The organism is Myxococcus stipitatus DSM 14675 (assembly GCF_000331735.1).
Lineage (GTDB): Bacteria > Myxococcota > Myxococcia > Myxococcales > Myxococcaceae > Myxococcus > Myxococcus stipitatus.
The window spans coordinates 7256163-7275015 of record NC_020126.1 but is presented as its reverse complement, the minus strand read 5'-3'; the positions used below and the strand labels follow the sequence as shown (position 1 = coordinate 7275015).

General features: G+C 66.5%; 17 protein-coding genes. 12 read left to right on the top strand and 5 right to left on the bottom strand.

Features of this window, described 5'->3' with window-relative positions; genetic code table 11:
* Positions 1–124: 124 nt before the first annotated feature.
* Both MYSTI_RS27950 and MYSTI_RS27945 read left to right on the top strand, forming a co-directional pair.
* A complete protein-coding gene (locus MYSTI_RS27950) occupies positions 125–2515 on the top strand; it encodes a 3-hydroxyacyl-CoA dehydrogenase/enoyl-CoA hydratase family protein (RefSeq protein ID WP_015351168.1) in 2391 nt (796 codons plus the stop codon).
* Positions 2516–2594: 79 nt separating this feature from the next.
* Positions 2595–3767, top strand: coding sequence for a thiolase family protein (locus MYSTI_RS27945; protein WP_015351167.1), 1173 nt, complete (start codon positions 2595–2597; stop codon positions 3765–3767).
* 82 nt (positions 3768–3849) lie between these two features.
* Here the strand turns inward: MYSTI_RS27945 and MYSTI_RS27940 are convergent, their stop codons facing one another.
* Entirely contained in the window at positions 3850–5688 is a 1839-nt protein-coding gene (locus tag MYSTI_RS27940; RefSeq protein WP_015351166.1) for a MutS-related protein, read from the bottom strand.
* 1195 nt (positions 5689–6883) lie between these two features.
* On the opposite strand from MYSTI_RS27940, the gene MYSTI_RS27935 reads away from it, so the two are divergent.
* The 8 genes from MYSTI_RS27935 (at position 6884) to MYSTI_RS41030 (ending at position 12686) form a co-directional block, all read left to right on the top strand.
* The gene (locus MYSTI_RS27935; RefSeq protein WP_015351165.1) at positions 6884–7219 is read left to right on the top strand and encodes a hypothetical protein; all 336 of its coding nucleotides are present in this window, start codon (positions 6884–6886) and stop codon (positions 7217–7219) included.
* A gap of 40 nt (positions 7220–7259) precedes the next feature.
* A complete protein-coding gene (locus MYSTI_RS27930) occupies positions 7260–8162 on the top strand; it encodes a matrixin family metalloprotease (protein ID WP_044281458.1) in 903 nt (300 codons plus the stop codon).
* 166 nt (positions 8163–8328) lie between these two features.
* Positions 8329–8667 carry a hypothetical protein gene (locus MYSTI_RS27925; protein WP_015351163.1) on the top strand — a complete coding sequence of 113 codons (339 nt, stop codon included), beginning with the start codon at positions 8329–8331 and terminating at the stop codon, positions 8665–8667.
* Between the two features lie 40 nt (positions 8668–8707).
* Entirely contained in the window at positions 8708–9616 is a 909-nt protein-coding gene (locus tag MYSTI_RS41035) for a matrixin family metalloprotease (protein WP_052351071.1), read from the top strand.
* 237 nt (positions 9617–9853) lie between these two features.
* A complete protein-coding gene (locus MYSTI_RS27915; protein WP_015351161.1) occupies positions 9854–10189 on the top strand; it encodes a hypothetical protein in 336 nt (111 codons plus the stop codon).
* A gap of 34 nt (positions 10190–10223) precedes the next feature.
* Complete coding sequence (locus MYSTI_RS27910) at positions 10224–11147, top strand: M57 family metalloprotease (protein WP_233277976.1); 924 nt, start codon at positions 10224–10226, stop codon at positions 11145–11147.
* A gap of 236 nt (positions 11148–11383) precedes the next feature.
* A complete protein-coding gene (locus MYSTI_RS27905; protein ID WP_015351159.1) occupies positions 11384–11719 on the top strand; it encodes a hypothetical protein in 336 nt (111 codons plus the stop codon).
* 34 nt (positions 11720–11753) lie between these two features.
* Complete coding sequence (locus MYSTI_RS41030) at positions 11754–12686, top strand: zinc metalloprotease (protein ID WP_233277975.1); 933 nt, start codon at positions 11754–11756, stop codon at positions 12684–12686.
* Positions 12687–12750: 64 nt separating this feature from the next.
* Here MYSTI_RS41030 and dgcA read toward each other — a convergent pair whose 3' ends face one another.
* From dgcA to MYSTI_RS27885, 3 genes are all read right to left on the bottom strand, one after another.
* Complete coding sequence (gene dgcA, locus MYSTI_RS27895; protein ID WP_015351157.1) at positions 12751–13737, bottom strand: N-acetyl-D-Glu racemase DgcA; 987 nt, start codon at positions 13735–13737, stop codon at positions 12751–12753.
* A gap of 6 nt (positions 13738–13743) precedes the next feature.
* Positions 13744–14760: an N-acetyltransferase DgcN gene (dgcN, locus tag MYSTI_RS27890; RefSeq protein ID WP_015351156.1), complete on the bottom strand. Its 1017-nt coding sequence runs from the start codon at positions 14758–14760 to the stop codon at positions 13744–13746.
* Between the two features lie 78 nt (positions 14761–14838).
* Positions 14839–15267 (bottom strand): hypothetical protein, encoded by a 429-nt coding sequence (locus MYSTI_RS27885; RefSeq protein WP_015351155.1) that lies wholly within the window; start codon positions 15265–15267, stop codon positions 14839–14841.
* Between the two features lie 272 nt (positions 15268–15539).
* On the opposite strand from MYSTI_RS27885, the gene MYSTI_RS27880 reads away from it, so the two are divergent.
* Together MYSTI_RS27880 and MYSTI_RS27875 are read left to right on the top strand one after the other, a co-directional pair.
* Complete coding sequence (locus MYSTI_RS27880) at positions 15540–16313, top strand: metallophosphoesterase family protein (RefSeq protein WP_015351154.1); 774 nt, start codon at positions 15540–15542, stop codon at positions 16311–16313.
* Positions 16313–16906, top strand: a complete 594-nt coding sequence (locus MYSTI_RS27875) for a hypothetical protein (protein WP_015351153.1) — start codon at positions 16313–16315, stop codon at positions 16904–16906. The genes MYSTI_RS27880 and MYSTI_RS27875 overlap by 1 nt, the downstream gene beginning before the upstream one ends.
* A gap of 24 nt (positions 16907–16930) precedes the next feature.
* Here MYSTI_RS27875 and MYSTI_RS27870 read toward each other — a convergent pair whose 3' ends face one another.
* Positions 16931–18844 (bottom strand): sulfatase-like hydrolase/transferase, encoded by a 1914-nt coding sequence (locus MYSTI_RS27870; RefSeq protein ID WP_015351152.1) that lies wholly within the window; start codon positions 18842–18844, stop codon positions 16931–16933.
* Between the last annotated feature and the right edge of the window lie 9 nt (positions 18845–18853).

Sequence of the window (18853 nt, the reverse complement as noted above, 5' to 3'; positions counted from 1 at the left end):
GTCTGTTTTCTTAGCCGGGGTGGTGACCCCATGGCGAGGGGCTCCACCTTCCGAACAGATTGACTTTCGGGTCAATCGCCTACATTTGTGCAGTCCCCTAATTCCCTCAAGGGAGCCTCTTCCAATGACGACGCGGATCCGCAAGGTAGCTGTCCTGGGCGCCGGAGTGATGGGCAGCGGCATCGCCGCCCATCTGGCCAACTCGGGCGTGCGCGCGCTCCTCCTGGACATCGTTCCGCCGAAGGCCGCTCCGGGCGAGGACACCTCGTCCAAGGCCTTCCGCAACAAGTTCGCCCTCGGGGCGCTGGCCAACATGCGCAAGCAGAAGCCCAGCCCCATCATGTCCGAGCAGGTGTTCACCGCCATCGAGGTGGGCAACTTCGAGGACGACCTGCACCGCATCGCTGACTGCGACTGGGTCATCGAGGTGGTGAAGGAGGACCTGGCCGTCAAGCAGGCGCTCTTCGAGAAGGTGGAGAAGCACGCGCGCAAGGACGCCATCGTCTCCTCCAACACCTCCGGCATGTCGATTGTCGGCATGACGCAGGGCCGGGGCGCGGCGTTCAAGAAGAACTTCCTCGTCACGCACTTCTTCAACCCGGTCCGCTACATGAAGCTCCTGGAGCTCGTGGCGGGCACGGAGACCGACCCCGCGGTGATGAAGACCCTCCACCGCTTTGGTGAGGAGGTCCTCGGCAAGGGCATCGTCTACGGCAAGGACACCACCAACTTCATCGCGAACCGCATCGGCGTGTACGGGATGATGCGGACCATCGCCGCGATGGGCCCCGCGGAGCTGTCCATCGAAGAGGTGGACAAGATTTTCGGCCCCGCCATGGGCCGCCCCAAGTCCGCCGTGTTCCGCACCGCGGACATCGTCGGCCTGGACACCTTCATCCACGTGTCGAAGAACTGCTACGACACGCTCACCCAGGATGAGGAGCGCAACGTCTTCGCCATCCCCGACTTCCTCCAGAAGATGGTGGAGAAGGGCATGCTGGGCGACAAGTCCGGCGGCGGCTTCTACAAGAAGGACCGCAGCAGCGGCGGCAAGGACATCCTCGCGCTCGACTTGAAGACGCTCGAGTACCGGCCGCAGGGCAAGGTGCGCTTCGAGTCGCTGGGCGCCGCCCGCGAGGTGGAGGACGTCAAGGAGCGCGTGGCCGTCGTCCTCAACGGGACGGACAAGGCCGCGAAGTTCGCCGAGCAGGTGACGCTGGACGTGCTGGCGTACACCAGCCGCCGCATCCCGGAGATTGCCGACGACGTGGTCAACGTGGACCGCGGCGTGCGCTGGGGCTTCGGCTGGGACCTGGGGCCCTTCGAGGTCTGGGACGCGTACGGCGTGAAGAAGGGCGTCGAGCGGATGAAGGCGCTGGGCCTGAAGCCGGCCGCGTGGGTGGAGGACATGCTGGCCGCGGGCCGCGAGTCCTTCTACGGCGTGGCGAACGGCAAGGACACGTACTGGGACATCCCCACGAAGTCCGTGAAGGTGGTGCCGGAGAACGCGCGCACGCAGCGCGTGGAGTACCTCAAGCGCGGCAACAAGAAGGTCGCCGGCAACGACTCCGCCACCCTGTGGGACATGGGCGACGGCGCCACGCTGCTGGAGTTCCACACGAAGATGAACTCCATCGATGACCAGATCATCGAGATGATGCACACGGCGCTGGACGAGACGGAGAAGAACTTCAAGGGCCTCGTGATCGGCAACGACGGCGCCAACTTCTCCGCGGGCGCCAACATCGTCGCGCTGGTGTGGGCGGCGAAGAGCGGCCAGTACGAGGACATCCGCAAGCTGGTGACGTCCTTCCAGCAGGCCAACCAGCGCATGCGCTACAGCCCGGTGCCCGTCGTGACGGCGCCCTTCAATCTGACGCTGGGCGGCGGCGCCGAGGCGACGATGGGCGGCAACGCGGTGCAGGCGAGCGCGGAGCTGTACATGGGCCTCGTCGAGGTCGGCGTGGGCCTCATCCCCGGCGGCGGCGGCAACATGCAGCTGCTGCGCAACCTCTACGGCGCGTACTCCACGGACAAGGACTTCGATCCGCTGCCCTTCCTCAAGAAGGCGTTCCTGTCCATCGGCACCGCGAAGGTCGCCACCAGCGCCGAGGAGGCGCGCGAGGCGGGCTTCCTCTCCGCGTCGGACGGCATCAGCGCCAACCGCGACTTCCTCCTGTCGGACGCGAAGGCGCGCGTGCTGGGCATGGCGGACTCGGGCTTCCGCGCGCCGCGCCCCACGCGCTTCCGCCTGGGCGGCCCCAGCGGCTACGCCACCATCGACATGATGCTGTACGACATGGAGATGAACGGCCAGGTCAGCGCCCACGACCGCAAGATTGGCCAGAAGCTGGCTCGGGTGCTGACCGGCGGTGAGACGAGCACCACGGCGCTCGTCACCGAGGACAAGCTGCTCGAGCTGGAGGCCGAGGCCTTCCTGAGCCTGTGCGGCGAGGAGAAGACCCAGGACCGCCTGACGTTCATGATCGAGAAGGGCAAGCCGCTGCGCAACTAGCGGCCCGCCGGTATTCATTGACCACGACACAAAGATTCGCTGAATGCCCGGGGACTCCTCGGGCAAGGAGACAAGCAAAATGCCTGGTCGAGTCGTGATTGCCAGCGCGGTCCGCACGCCGTTCACCCGCGCGCACAAGGGCGAGTTCAAGGACACGCGGCCGGATACCCTGGCCGCCATCGCCATCAAGGAAGCGGTCGCCAAGGTCCCCGGACTGAAGGGCTCGGATGTCGAGGACGTGGTCCTCGGCTGTGCGATGCCGGAGGCCGAGCAGGGCATGAACGTGGCGCGTCAGGCCACGCTCCTGGCGGGCCTGCCGGTCGACGTGCCGGCGATGACCATCAACCGCTTCTGTTCCTCTGGAACGCAGGCCATCGCCCAGGTGGCGGCGGCCATCCAGGCGGGGCAGATCCAGGTGGGCATCGGCGGTGGCACCGAGTCCATGTCCATGGTCCCCATGGGCGGCAACAAGGTGAGCGCCAACCCTGAAATCATGGCGAACCACCCGGAGATCTACTCGTCGATGGGTGTGACGGCGGAGAACATCGCCTCGCGTCACAACGTGTCGCGCGAGGACTCCGACAAGTTCGCCGCGGAGAGCCAGCGCCGCGCCGCCGCCGCGCGGGAGCAGGGCAAGTTCGCCGCGGAGATCATCCCCGTCACGACCACCGTGTACGACGAGGAGGGCAACGCGAAGACGGTGACGGTGTCGGTGGACACCATCCTGCGCCCGGAGACGACGTTCGAGGGCCTGAACAAGCTCAAGCCCGCGTTCAACGCCAAGGGCGTGGTGACGGCCGGCAACGCGTCGCCGCTGACGGACGGCGCGGCGGCCGCGGTGGTGATGAGCGAGGAGAAGGCGAAGGAGCTGGGCGTCAAGCCGCTGGGCTACTTCCTGGACTTCGCCGTCGCGGGCGTGCCTCCGGAGGTCATGGGCATCGGCCCCGTGCCCGCGGTGCGCAAGCTGCTGGCGAAGAACAAGCTCGAGGTGAAGGACATCGACGTCTTCGAGCTGAACGAGGCCTTCGCTCCGCAGGCGCTGTACTGCATCCGTGAGCTGGGCATCTCCGAGGACAAGGTGAACCCCAACGGTGGCGCCATCGCCCTGGGCCACCCGCTGGGCGTGTCCGGTGCGCGCCTGGTCGCCACGATTCTGCAGGAGCTGAAGCGCCGCAACGGCCGCTACGGCGTCGTCACCATGTGCATCGGTGGCGGCATGGGCGCCGCGGCGCTCATCGAGAACGCGAAGTAGTCGCGCGCTCGGGCTTCAGGGCCTGAAACTTCGCGGGCCCCGGGGAAGCGCTTCCCGGGGCCCGCTTTCTTTGGCGCGAAGGTCAGCTCGCGGGGGCTTCCGGGTCGTCGACGGGGACACCCGCGAGGCGCAGCACGCGCAGCGCGTTGGTGGTGTCGACGACGCCCTCTCGCAGCGTGTAGTCGAAGACCATCTTCCCGTCCTCCAGGTGGTCGCGGAAGTGGACGTTGAGCACGTGCGCCCCGGCCTCTTCGGCGAGCGCCGTCAGCGATAGGTCATGCGTCGTCACCGCGCCCGCGGCCCCGGTGGACAGCAGGAGCCGGAGCACCTCGCGCGAGGCGAGCTGTCGCTCGCGGGTGTTGGTGCCCAGGAGGATTTCGTCGAGGAGGAACAGGGCCTGCCCGTTCGCCGCGCGCGCCGCGTCCAGCACGGCCTTGATGCGCTGCACCTCCGCGTAGAAGTACGAGACGCCGCGCTCGAGCGAGTCCTTCACGCGCATGCTGGTGAGGACCTGGAGCGGGGACAGGCGCAGGGACGTGGCGCACACCGGGGCGCCGGCGAGGGCCAGCACGACGTTGGTGCCCATGGCGCGCATCAGCGTTGTCTTGCCGCTCATGTTGGAGCCGGTGATGACCAGGGCGTGCCCGGGGCCGGGCAGGGCGACGTCGTTGGGGACGGGGGCGTCGAGGAGCGGGTGGCCCAGCTGCTTCGCCTCCATCACGGGGCCTCGGGCCTCCAGGGTGGGCCAGGCGAAGGCGGGGCGGTCATGCGCGAGGCCGGCGACGCAGGAGAGCGCCTCGAGCTCGGCGAGGGACTCGAACCAATGGCGCAGATGGGCGCCGTGCTTCGCGCGCCAGTTCTCCAGCGCGAAGAGGGCGTGGATATCCCAGAGGGTGAGCCAGTGCACCAGGGGGTGGAACTGGTGGCGCTTGAACTCGATGAGGGAGAAGAGCTGGCTGAAGCGGTGGAAGTGGGCGGAGACGGGGGGCTCGCCCTGGGGCTGGAGGCCCTGCTGGAGGTTTCGCAGGAGGGGGTGTTCGAAGCGCTGGCTCTCCATGCGCTCGAAGAGGGGGGCGTAGCGGACGAAGCCCTGCTCTCCCTTCTCCACGGCCTCATCCATCTTCCGCAGCGTGCGGCGGGTGGCGACGGCGACGGCGAGCTGCGCGGCGAGGCCGGCCCAGACGGAGGAGCCGGGGAGCACGCCGACTTCGCCCAGGATGAAGAGGGCCAGCGTCACCGGGGGGAGGAGGAGGGCCAGGGGGCGGGACCAGCGGATGGACGTGAGGGAGGGGCCCGCTTCCGCCCATTGGATGAAGAGGGCGGGGTCGGCCTTCTCCTTGGCCACGGTGCGTGCGTCGACGCAGAGGTCCTGGCGGAAGTCCACGCGCGGGGCCAGTTCCCGAGCGGCGCCCTGGCGGGCTTCCACGGTCTCCACGGAGGCGGGGGCGGAGAGCCAGGAGGCCAGTCGCTCCTCTCCGGCGCGGGTGGCGGTCTCGTTGAGGAGCTGGAAGAGGCTGCCCTGGCCGAAGACATCCAGGTCAGGGGTGTAGAGGTGGGAGGGGGAGGCGAAGCGCTCGCCGCGCTCGGGGAACTCGTGCCAGCCGTGGCCGAGTCTCGCGAGGCCGCGCTCGTTGAGCGTCACGTAGAGGCGCTGGCGAGCCTCGCGGCGGAAGATTTGATGATGGAGGACGGCGAGCACGCCGTACGCGACGGCGGCGCCCACCGCGCCCCACCACCACGTCTTGGGAATCCGGCCGGTGATGATGAGTCCGCCGAGGACGACGGCGAAGAGGAAGGCGAGGGTGCGGAGGTTGGCGTAGCGAGCGCTGACGCGGTCCAGGGCGGACAGCTCGGCCTGCGCGGAGGCGCGGCGCTCGGTGTACGTGGTGTGGGGAGTGGGAGGCGTGACGTTCGCGGACACTGTGGGCGCGCATGCTGTGCTTCCGGCCTCCCCAGGGCAAGGGCCCCCTGTCACGGTGTGTTTCGCGGACGTTCCAGGCGTCGGCCGCTCGTCACGAAAGGGGTGTTTCGCGCACCCCCCGCGGTGTGGGCGGACCTGCTGCCTGAGACATGAGCGCGGCGCGCGCAGAGGGGCCTCGGCCGAGGTGGAGCCGGAAGGACACAAGCGTCAGGTGGAGGCAGCTCCCGGCGAGTCCCGTGCCGCCCAGGGCGTCCATGGCGGGTGGTCTCCTCGGCGCCGATGCACGTCGGGTCGTCCTTGCGGTCTGGGGCCGTGTTCCTGGCCAGGCACCTTGGGCCAGCCCGGAAGCGGCCCGGCCCGGCGTCGCTCATGCACTGCGCGGGGGGCTCCTGTTGGGCCTTAGGCGGTGGCCGTGCAGAGGCCGTTGGATCGCTCGAGGCCAGAGGTCCCTTCGCCCATGGCCTTGGGGACGACCGGATGGCGGCCGCGGGTCGGAGCGCCTCGTCCGGCTTCAAGCCAGCGTCTGTCCCCACCGGATTCCGGCAGCCCACGGTTCTTGGGGGCTCTGATCGTCACGTCAGAGGCACATGCCACAAGGAAGGGCGCTCATCTCCAACCAAGCCAGTTCGCGCTCATGAGGGTTCTTGTGCACCGTCGAGTGACTCTCTGTCTGGGCCAGCTCCGTGAATCCGTCACAAGGAGCTTCTGGAAATGAGGCGCGGCTTGCCGGGGTCCGTGAGTTCACTTGATTTGCAGTGCTTGGGATTGAGCGGGCGCGCCGGGCCTCTCCGAGAACAGGGACCTCCAGGAGACGTGGTGGCGCGCTGACCCGTCAATGGTCTGGCTCCTGCGCTCGGCGTGTGACGTTGAGACTCTCCGTGGAGGGCAGCGCAATCCCGGGTGCGTCGAGGGGCCGGACGGGGTGACGGTTTTTGTCACCAGACGCGACGGGAGCGCAGGGGGTGAAGAATCACACTGTGGGGCGTCTCAGGTAGACAGTTTTCTGTCACTGCCAGAGGTCAGGGTGACAGTTTTCTGTGACCAGGCGGGCTGCCAGGGATAGGTGAAGAAAATGGTTGTTCGATGATGAGGGTGTATTGAGATGTTTGGTTCTTGCGGGTATGGTTCGTCTTGGCAATGCCGCGCTTTGCGTGCGGTTCACCCTCGTTGGAAGGCATTGCCGGAGCCCATACATATGAAGAAGCTGATGATGCTGTCGATGGCGGCGGTGCTGGGTTTCGCGGGTGAGGCTGCTGCCTCGTCGACGGGGCTGCGGAAGATCACGAACATGGGTTGCGCGGTGAGCGACAACACGTGCTGGGTGGAGGTGGCAGGAGCGGCGGCGGGCCCTGCGGGGTGCTCGGGCAACTCACTGCGCTGGTCGATGGCGTCGACGGGAGGGAAGAACATCTTGTCGCTGCTGACGGGAGCGTTCCTGGCGGGGAAGGAAGTTCGGTTCGAGGTGGTGGATACGGCGTGTTACGCGGAGAGCCCCGCCTACCCCACGTTCCACTACATCAACTTCAACTGAGTCGGGGGCCCCAATGAGGATGCCCAGACTTGGCTTGTGGATGACGCAAGCGCTGGTGCTCTCCTTGGCGGTCTCCTGTGGAGAGGCATCGGATATCGGTGTCCCTTCTCATGATTCGTTCGAGGATGGGTGGAAGGCCTTCCGCGCCCAGGTGGTCGAGAGTGCCGTGCGCCCAGGTGTTTTCATTGTCGAGGGAGACATCGCTCTCTACGGCGAGGATGCGCTGCGCAAGTATTACAAGGAGTATATGGCCCGTGCTTCCCAGCCATTGACGGTCCGACTTCATGCGGGAGTGGACGATGTCTGGACTGCGGCCCAGAAGCACTCATTGACGTACTGTATTGGTGACGGCTTTCCTGCTGGGGAGAGGCCTCGGTTGGTCGCCGCGATAAATGCGGCGGCAATCTCCTGGAGTCGAAGGGTTGGGGTGTCCTTCCAGCACGTTGCGTCCGAGGACGGATATTGCTCCATCGAGGATGGCGGCACCAACAGCAATGTGGTGTTTGAGGTTCAGCCTTCGCCTGAGGGAACTGCGGCTTCCTACAACGCGAGGGCCTTCTTCCCGAGCTATTTCGAGAAGATTCTCTATGTTGCTCCAAAGGCCTTCACCACGTCCCGCGGGGGGAGAACCTTGGAGGGGATCCTCAGTCACGAGCTGGGGCATGTGCTGGGATTCCGTCATGAGCACATCTGGGCAACCCCAATCCCCGAGGACTGTGAGGATCCCGATCCTCCGGATGAAGACAAGGGACAGCCCGGGCATCAGGACGACGCACGGCAACTCGTGGGTGGATATGATGCACTGTCGGTGATGCATTATCCTGAGTGCAGGCCTCCTGGCTCTATAGGGGGCTACTCCCAAACGGAATCAGACTACCGTGCAGCCATCACCATCTATGGTCTGGCCCCGGCTCTGATCGTCTCGGCAGTCACGCCGCTGTAGTCGCGACATCTCCCAGACGCTTACGGAAGGTCTCCTGGCCACGGGAGAGGTGTACCTGTGGCCAGGAGGGCTTTCGGTCCCGCTTCGTCGAGCCAGGCTCGGGGAGCGTGTGCCGCGCCTGGTGTTGGTTCAACTTCATGGGAAGTCATTTCTGGAGCTCGCAAATATGAAGAAGATGATGATGCTGGCGGCGGTGGTGGTGGTCCTGGGTTTCACGGGTGAGGCTGCTGCCTCGTCGACGGGGCTGCGGAAGATCACGAACATCGGGTGCGCGGTGAGCGACAACACGTGCTGGGTGGAGGTGGCAGGAGCGGCGGCGGGCCCTGCGGGGTGCTCGGGCAACTCACTGCGCTGGTCGATGGCGTCGACGGGAGGAAAGAACATCCTGTCGCTGCTGACGGGAGCGTTCCTGGCGGGGAAGGAAGTTCGGTTCGAGGTGGTGGATACGGCGTGTTACGCGGAGAGCCCCGCCTACCCCACGTTCCACTACATCAACTTCAACTGAGTCGGGGGCCCCAATGAGGATGCCCAGACTTGGCTTGTGGATGACGCAAGCGCTGGTGCTCTCCTTGGCGGTCTCCTGTGGAGGGGCATCGGATATCGGTGTCCCTTCCCATGATGAGACGTTCGAGGAGGGGTGGAAGGCCTTCCGCGCCCAGGCGGTCGAGAGCTCCGCGAGGCCTGGGGTTTTCATCGTCGAGGGAGACATCGCCATCCACGGCGAGGAAGCGCTGCGAAAGTACTACAAAGAGTACATGTCGCGCACGTCCCAGTCGTTGACGGTCCTGCTGCGGGACAGTGGCGGTGGCGTCATTGTTGATGACGTATTGGGGGAGGCGGAGAAGCACTCGCTGACCTACTGCATCTCGCCCAGGTTCCCATCGGACAAGCAGGTCAGGGTGGCTGCCGCGATGACGGCTGCTGGACTCTCCTGGAGTCGGCGGGTCGGGGTGAGTTTCGCGCATCTTGAGTCTGAAGATGTGTGGTGTGATTCGGAGGAGTCAGGGCCGAACCTTCGTGTGAACTTTGAGGTCCGGTATGTCTCTGGGCCATCTGCGTTCATTGCCTTGTCTTTCCCTCCGAGTTCCACTGATCGCATCCTTTGGATCTATGAGCGGGCCTTTGTCTCATCGACAGCGAATGGGCAGACCCTGGAGGCGACGCTGCGGCATGAGTTGGGGCATGTGATGGGGTTCCGTCATGAGCACATCTGGATCTCTCCGGTGGCAGGGGAGCCAGAGTGCAAGGTTGAAGACCTGGACCAGCCCGGGCGCCAGGACGACGCGCGGCAGCTCGTGGGTGGGTATGATGTCCTGTCAGTCATGCACTACGCCCAGTGCCGACCCGCAGGCTCTCCATGGGCCTACGCCCAGACGGAAACTGACTACCGCGCCGCCATCTCCATCTACGGGCTTGCGCCGTCGTTGATTGTCTCTGCTGTCACGCCGCTGTAGCCGCGACGTCTCGCGGAGACGTGCTTGCTGAAAATCTCCTGGCCATGGGACAGGCATTCTCATGGTCAGGAGGCCTTTGGGGCCTGTTGCGGTCGGTGCGGCGGGTGTGCGGAGTTGCTGTCAGGAACAATGGAAGTCAGTGCTCAGTGTGTACCCGGCCCAGGTCGGGCTCAAGAGGCGTATTCGCGCCTGGTGTTGGTTCAAACTCAGTGGAAGTCATTTCTGGAGCTCACTCATATGAAGAAGATGATGATGGTGTCGATGGTGGCGGTGCTGGGTTTCGCGGGTGAGGCGGCGGCCTCGTCGACGGGGCTGCGGAAGATCACGAACATCGGGTGCGCGGTGAGCGACAACACGTGCTGGGTGGAGGTGGCGGGTGCGGCGGCGGGCCCCGCGGGGTGCTCGGGCAACTCGCTGCGCTGGTCGATGGCGTCGACGGGAGGGAAGAACATCCTGTCGCTGCTGACGGGAGCGTTCCTGGCAGGGAAGGAAGTTCGGTTCGAGGTGGTGGACTCGGGTTGTTACGTGGAGAGCCCCGCCTACCCCACGTTCCACTACATCAACTTCAACTGAGTCGGGGACCTCAATGAGGATGCCCAGATTTGGCTTGAGAACAGCGCAAGCAATCGTGCTCGCCTTGGCGGTCTCCTGCGGAGAGGCTTCGGACATCGGAGTCCCTTCCCGTGACGAGACCTTTGACGATGGGTGGAAGGCTTTCCGTGCCCAGGTGGTTGAAAGCTCCGCGAGGCCTGGGGTTTTCATCGTCGAAGGAGACATCGCCATCCATGGCGAGGAGGCGCTGCGCAAGTATTACAATGATTTCATGGCTCGCACGTCACAGCCGCTGACGATCAGTCAGCGGCCTGTGGGGGGCGGTATGTTTGTGGACGACGTCTGGACTGACGCCGCGAAGCATTCGTTGACGTATTGCATCTCTGATGCATTTGGTACACAGAAGAGTCTCGTGATTACCGCAATGGCCACGGCCGCGGAGTCTTGGAGTCGACGAGTCGGGGTGACGATTCGCCACATTCCGTCTGAAGACGGAATGTGTGCTCAAGAGCCACCGGACTTCAATCTCAACGTGACTTTCGACGTCAAGCCTAGTCCACAGGCGGAGGAACATGAGTATTTGGCAGCGGCCTTCTTTCCGAGTGCTGCTCGCCATGAGGCGATCTTGAACATCAGTCCGAATGCCTTCACCACGTCAAGTGGCGGACGTACGCTGGAAGGGATTCTCCGCCATGAGTTGGGGCATGTTCTGGGATTCCGTCACGAACACATGTGGGCGGAGCCGATAGGCAGTTGTTCCGATGACATCGAGGCGGAAGACACAGGAGCGCCTGGGCTTGAGGATGACGGTCGATTGCTCGTGGGGGGGTATGATACGGCGTCGGTCATGTTCTATCCCCAGTGCAGGCCTCCCGGTTCAGTGGGGGGCTATGCCCAGACGGAAACGGACTACCGTGCGGCCATCTCCCTCTATGGCTTGGCGCCGTCCTTGATTGTTTCAGCTGTCACTCCGCTGTAGCCGCGACATCTCGCGAGACGTGCTTGCTGAAAATCTCCTGGCCATGGGACAGGCATTCTCATGGCCAGGAGGCTTTTGGGGCCTGTGGCGGTCGGAGCGGCAGGTGTGCGGAGTTGCTGACAGGAACAATAGAAGTCGGTGCTCGGTGTGTACCCGGCTCAGGTCGGGTCCGAGAGGCATATTCGCGCCTGGTGTTGGTTCAAACTCAGTGGAAGTCATTTCTGGAGCTCATTCCTATGAAGAAGCTGATGATGCTGTCGATGGTGGCGGTCCTGGGTTTCGCGGGTGAGGCGGCGGCCTCTTCGACGGGGCTGCGGACGATCACGAACATCGGGTGCGCGGTGAGTGACAACACGTGCTGGGTGGAAGTGGCGGGTGCCGCGACGGGCCCTGCGGCGTGCTCGGGCAACTCGCTGCGCTGGTCGATGGCGTCGACGGGAGGGAAGAACATCCTGTCGCTGCTGACGGGGGCGTTCCTTGCGGGGAAGGAAGTTCGGTTCGAGGTGGTGGATTCGGGTTGTTACGTGGAGAGCCCCGCCTACCCCACGTTCCACTACATCAACTTCAACTGAGTCGGGGGCCTCAATGAGGATGCCCAGATTTGGCTTGAGAACAGCGCAAGCACTCGTGCTCGCCTTGGCGGTCTCCTGCGGCGAGGCTTCGGACATCGGAGTCCCTTCCCGTGACGAGACCTTTGACGATGGGTGGAAGGCTTTCCGTGCTCAGGTGGTCGAAAGCGCCGCGCACCCGGGCGTCTTCATCGTCGAGGGAGATATCGCCATTCGTGGCGAGGAGGCGCTGCGCGAATATTTCAAGGAACACTCGACTCGTGTGTCCCAGTCATTGACAGTCAGCCTGCGGAGGGTGGTGGGGAATGCAATTGTTGACGATGTCTGGCCCGCAGGGAGACGTGGGTTGACGTATTGCATCTCCAATGCGTTTGACTCGACGCAGAAGGATGAAGTCAAAGCTGCGATGGAAATAGCTGGGGACTCCTGGAGTCGCCGAGTCGGAGTGAGTTTCGGCTATATCCCGTCCGAAGACGATATCTGCGACCTTGAGCAGGAACTGGACGACACCCCTCGCACCGTGACTTTCGCCGTCAGACCTGCGCCGGTATTGGGTTCGAACCCATATGAGGCCTTGGCCTTCTATCCGAGCGCCCTGCGCAAGGACCAGATACTCCACCTCGGTCCAAGTGCCTTTACCTCGACAGCGTGGGGGAAGACGCTCGAAGGGAGACTGCGCCATGAGTTGGGTCATGTGCTTGGCTTCCGTCACGAGCACATGTGGGCGGTGCCGACACCAGACTGTTCCGCTGAAGATCTCGAGGAGGAAGATGTGGGAGCTCCAGGGCACGAAGATGATGCACGGCTGCTCGTGGGCGGGTATGACACTCAGTCAGTGATGCACTATCACAGATGTCGACCTCCTGGGTCATCGCTTGGGTATGCCCAGACGGAAACGGACTACCGTGCGGCCATCTCCATCTATGGCCTGGCTCCTTCTCTGATTGTCTCAGCGGTCACGACGCCGTAGCGGCGACGCGCTCAGCGGGACTCTCCTGGCCATGGGCAGACATCCCCATGGCCAGGAGGGCTCCTCAGCCCCACAGTTCCCGGGGCGGCCAGAAGAGGGTGTTGCCCTCGAAGTGGATGCCCGGCTCGCGGTCCCTGGCGAGCAGCAGCGGCCCATCCAGGTCCACCACCTCGGCGCCTTGTGCCACCAGCGCGGCGGGCGCCATCGCCAGCGACGTGGAGACCATGCAGCCCACCATGAGCTGAAGCCCATGCCCTCGCGCTTCCCGGGCCAGGGCCAGGGCCTCGGTGAGTCCTCCCGTCTTGTCGAGCTTGATGTTGATGGCGTCGTACTTGCCGACAAGCTCTGTCAATCCATGACGGTCATGCGCGGACTCATCGGCGCAGACCGCCACCGGACGGCGCAACCCTCGCAATGCCTCATCATCGGACGCGGGCAGCGGCTGCTCCACCATCACCACCCCCAGCTCCGCACAGGCCGCCAGCAGCGTGGGCAGCTCCTCGGGCCTCCACCCTTCATTCGCATCCACGATGAGCCGGCTCGCGGGCGCTCCCGCGCGAATGGCCCGCAGCCGCTCGAGGTCCTCCGTGCTCCCTCGCCCCAGCTTCACCTTGAGCAAGGGCCGGTGCGCGGACTTCTTCGCGGCGGCACCCATGGCCTCCACCGTGTCCAGGCTCAGCGTGTACGCGGTGACGAGTGGTCCAGGCGCGGCCATGCCCAGCAATTCCCAGACAGGCTTTCCCGCCTTCTTCGCCTCCAGGTCCCACAGCGCACAGTCCAATGCATTGCGCGCAGCCCGGGGCTCCAGCACCTCGGGGACACCGTCTCGCCCCAGGCCCGCCTCGATTCGCGGCCTCGCGGCCTCCAAGGCCCGCAGCACCCCATCCACCGTCTCGCCATAACGCGCGTAGGGGACACACTCGCCGCGCCCCACGGCGCCGCCCTCCTCGAGCGTGACGACCACCACCTCGGCGGAGGTCTTCGAGCCTCGGGAGATGGTGAAGCTGCCCGCGATGGGCCAGCTCTCATGCTTGATGGTGACCTTGCGCATGGACCCTCAGCCCCGAGCCGGGAAGCGGCGCACCAGCTCATCCACCAGCGGCCCGACACCCGTCCGAATGGGGTCGACACACGGCAGCCCGTGCTCCCGCCCCAGCCGCTCCAGCAGCCCCAGGGCCTCCGGCTCCGCCAGGTGCTCGGTGTTGATGGCCAACCCGGTGCACCGGATGCCAGGGTTCGTCAGCTGCCCCTCCAGCACGGTGCGCTCGATGACCGCCTGGATGGAGGGGAGCGCATGCTGGACACCCCGCATCTTCGTGCGCGTCGGCTCATGGCAGACGACGAAGGCGTCCGGCTGCGCGCCGTGCAGCAGCCCGAGCGTCACCCCCGCGAACGAGGGGTGGAACAGCGACCCCTGTCCTTCCACCAAATCCCAGTGGTCCACCGCGTTCTCCGGTGACAGCCACTCCGCCGCGCCGGCCACGAAGTCGGACACCACCGCGTCGATGGCCACCCCGCGGCCCGAGATGAAGATGCCCGTCTGCCCCGTGGCGCGGAAGTCCGCCTGGAGTCCTCGCGCGCGCATCTCCTTCTCCAGCGCGAGCGCCGTGTACTTCTTCCCCACCGAGCAATCCGTCCCCACCGTCAGCAGCCGCAACCCCTGACGCCGAGTCCCCTTGCCCGTCGCGAACTCCATGTCCGGAATCCGCACGTCATGCAGCGCGCGGCCGTTGCGCCGGGCCGCCTCCGCGATGGCGGGGAAGGACGACAGGCGCCTGTGCAGCCCCGTCGCCACGTCCATGCCCGCATCCAGCGCCTCCACCAACTTGCCCACCCAGTGCTCCGGCAGCACGCCTCCCGCGTTGGCCACGCCGACGATGAGCGTCTTGACGCCCTTCGCCTTCGCCTGGGCGATGTCCAGGTCCGTCAGGCCGCAGTCCGCCTTGCAGCCAGGGAGCCGGAGCTGGCCGACGCACCACTCGGGCCTCCAGTCGACGATGCCGTGCGCCGTCTTCGCCGCGAGCTGGTCGGGTACATCCCCCAGGAACAACAGGTAGGGCTTCTGGATCTCCACCAACGTCCTCCCCGCGCCCCGGTCTGGGGCCTTCTCGGTTGCAGGACTTTTCAGCACTTCCCCGAGATGCCGGCAAGGTCAACGAACCCACTCGGGGGCCACGGCACACACGATTCCGAGGAGGGACGCAATCACCGTCAAGGCGAAGAGGATGGGGAAGGCCACGCGGCGTTGAGGCACTCCCGCGGTCCGCATCAGCCCCATCACGGCCCACGGTCCCACCAACGGGACGAGCGCCGCGGTGGACCAGAAGCCACCGCAGTGCGACAGCAACTGGTGCACCATCGCTCCGCGGGGGCGGGAGCGCAGCCGCCGCCACAGCTCCACGCGCTCGAGTGCGTCCCAGCCCAGGTCCACGGCGAGGACCTGGAGATATCCCAGCGGCACGCACGCGACGACCACGGCCCACGGAGGATAGCCCAGGCCGAGGATGCCCAGCGGCACGGCCGCGAGCATGCCGCCCACGGGACTGGCCGCCACCATGATGAACGACAGCAAGGCGCTCACGTTCGTGTGCTCCTGGCTTCCTCACGCAGGCCCGGGATGGACCTCCGTGCGCAGGACATATCCGGCGCTCACGGCCGGAGGGTGAAGAGACTGTGACGCTCGGACAACGCGGCGAGGGCGAAGCAGTCGACAACGTCATCGGCTTCGAGCGCGCACTGCGCGCGCGAGATGTGTCCGTCAGGTGATGGTGGGCATGAGCACATGTGTCATGTCGGGCGGTGGACTCGGCCCAAGGGTTGAAGAGGTTGCATCACGTCGTTACCTGGACGGCCGTGAGGTATTGGCTCCCATGGTTGTTGCTGCTCTTCGCGGGGTGCGGCGTCTTCGAGTTGCACCCCTACGAGGTCCGTGGGGGCGAGCAGGACGTGAACGCGCGCGCGCTCGAGAAGCTCCCGAGAGACCGCGGTGACGGCGCCTTCCGCTTCGCGGTGATGGGCGACATCGGCGTCTTCTTGAGGGAGGCGAACGACGCCATGAAGGACGTGGCGACGCGGGAGGTCGACTTCGTCATCCAGGTGGGCGACCTGACGGAGTTCAGCTCGGCCCAGGAGTATGGCCGGGTGGCGAGCCTGCTCAACGATGCGCCGGTGCCCGCACTGGCCGTCATCGGTAATCACGACCTCTTGGGGACGGGGCGGCAGCTCTTCCTCCACCACTTCGGCGCGGCGGACCTGTCGTTCGACTACGGCGGCAGCCGCTTCGTCCTCTTCGATTCGAACTCCCGCGAGTTCGACTACCCCGGCGACGTGCCGGACCTGGACCTGCTGCGCGCGGAGTTGATGTCGCCGCCGCGCGGAGGACACCTGTTCACCTTCTCCCATGTTCCGCCGTGGCATTCGGACTTCGACCCGTCGCTGAAGGAGCCCTTCGAGCACCTCCAGGCGGAGCGCGATGTCGTGGTGTCCTTCCACGGCCACGTCCACCGCTTCAGCAGCGATGTGCGCGAGGGCGTGCGCTACTTCATCACCGATGCACTCGAGTTGCGGAACTACCTGGTGGTCACCGTCGCGGGTGACTCGGTGCGCATCGAGCAGGTCTTCTACTGATGAATCGCTCGGGACTCGCGGCGGGACTGCTGGTGGTGTGGCTGCTCCTGGGGCTTCCCGCGCGCGCGGAGTCTCGGGCCTCCGAGGCGCCGTGGTACGTGCCGGACCACGCGTCACTCCAGTTCGCGGGCTCCCTCGGGATGCTGGCCGCGGGGCCGGGGTGGGCGTTCCTGGATGAGCAGGTGGACGTGCAGGTGCTGCTCGGCTGGGCGCCTCGAGCCGTCGCGGGCGCGGACTTCGTGACGCTGACCCTCAAGGCCCAGTGGCATCCGTTCCACATCGCCCGGGGAGACTGGAGCATCCGCCCGCTCACCGTGGGCGCGGCGTTCAGCTACACCTTCGGCGACCGATACTTCCTGACGCTGCCGGACCGCTACGAGCCCGGCTACTACTGGTTCAAGACGGCGCTGCGCCCCGCGCTCCTCTTGGGTGGAAGCGTGGGGCACGCCATGCCGGAGCTGGGCGTGTCCGTGTTGGAGGGCTACTACGAGCTGGTCGCCACCGACTACCGCATCGTCCAGTTCGTCCAGAACCCGCTCACGGTGAACACGGGGCTGTTCTCGCTCGCGCTGGGGGCTCGGCTCCGCTTCTGAGGTGCGGGCGCTCCGCGCGTCGCCTCAGCGTGGAGGCGTCGTCGCGGTGCTCGTGGGCTCGGGGGACTCCTCGCGCTCCGCGTCGCCCCCTCGGAGGCGGCGGAGGATGCGAGGGGCCTCGGCGGCGAAGCGCTCCTGCGCGTCCGGCAGCGGGCGGTCCCACATGTCCGAGAGCTCCGTGCCCGGGAGTCCCGCGCCGAAGCGCACCTTCAGCTCCCGGCCGATGAGCGCGTAGCGAGGCTCCCAGCCGATGGTGGTGAGCAGGTAGCGCCGAGGGTCCGGCCGCGTCATCGGAATGCCGTCGCCCAGCTTCTCCGGCGGATGTGTATCCCCGAGCAGGTCGAACAGCGTGGGCACCAGGTCGATGTGGCCCGTGACGGAGTCGACCTCGCCGGGCGCCAGGCGCTCGTCGAAGATGAGCATGGGGACATGCAGCTGGAGCTCGGTGACGTCGCTGGCGTGACCCACGCGGCCGTGCTCGCGGAACTCCTCGCCGTGGTCTCCGGTGAAGACGACCAGGGGGCGGGTGCCTCGCGCGGCCTCCCACTGGCGCAACAGCTCCTCCACCTTGGTGTCCACCTCGTAGGCGGAGTTCCACGCGCGCGCCTTGAGGTGCTCGGCGGGGACACGCGCGGTGGCCAGTCCCCCATCCCCATCCCAGGCCGGCGAGAACACGGCCGAGCGCGGCGGGTAGTCGTAGTCGAAGTGCGTCCCCGCGAAGAAGACGAAGGTGAAGAGCGGGACATCGCGAGGCGTCGAGCGCGCCAGGCTCACGGCGTCCTTCACCATCTCCGCGTCGCGCAGGTGGCTGCGGCCCTCGTAGTCCGTGCGCAGGCCGCCGTGGACGTCGCGGAAGACGGTGTCCTTCAAGCCCATCCAGTCCACGGAGGACGCGGCGAAGAAGGCCTGGCGGTAGCCATTGGCCTTGAGCGCGGGGAACAGGAGCGGCGCGCGCCCCGCGCCCACCACCGCGTCCCGGCGCTGCGCTTCCAGGCCGAAGAACAGGCTGAAGAGGGAGAAGTCCGTGGAGCTCGCCGCGCTGTGGTGATGCAGGAAGCGCGTGCCGTGCTCCGCCCTGCGCCACAGGTTCGGCATGACCTCCGGCGTGAAGAAGTCGTCGCGCAGGCTCTCCGCGAGGATGAGCAGGATGTCGGGGCGCCGCGTGAAGCGCACGGCGGAGGGCTCGATGCTCGCGGCGGGGGCACCGGCCTCGGGGCTGACGCCCAGGCGCAGGCCGGAGGCGGGCGGGCGGTCCGTCAGCCGCGTGAGCAGCGTGTTCATCCGCACCGGGGCCTGGAGGGGCAGGGTGGTGGCCGCGTGCAGCACCGCGCCGCCGTGGGCGAAGACCAGATAGGCGCTGGTCAGTCGCTCCGCGGCGGTGATGAGGACCAGGAGGGCGACGAGCCGTCCCACGCGGACGGGGCGCTGGACGCGCCGCAGGAAGTGGACACCGGTCCAGACGTCGAACGACAGGACGGCCAGCGCCGCCAGGGCCGCCATCGCGAGCTCATGCGGCGCGAGCCCCGTCTCCGCCAGCGCACGCGGCTGGAGCGCGACGGCGAGCACCAGGCCGTTGATGTGGAAGCCCAGCGACGACAGCACCAGCGCATCCACGCCGAGCATGGCCACGCCCAGGGCCACCGCGAGGGTCATCGTCAGCGCGTAGCGCCGCCCGAGCAGCACCAAGGGCAGCGTGGCCACGAAGGCGAGGAGCCCCAGGAACAGGGCCTGGACGACGCCGCCCGCGAGCAGCACGGGCCGCAGCGACGGGGCCAGCCGCTCCACGGAGGCGAGCAGCGGGGCGCCGAAGAAGAGCAGCGCGAGCAGCCCGTGCAGGGTGCACCAGAGCAGCGCGGGGCCCAGCAACGGCCGGGCGTCGGCCAGTCTCTGGCGGAGCCTCTCTGGGGGCGTGAGGGTGGCGGGAGGCGTCCGAGACATCGCGCTTCC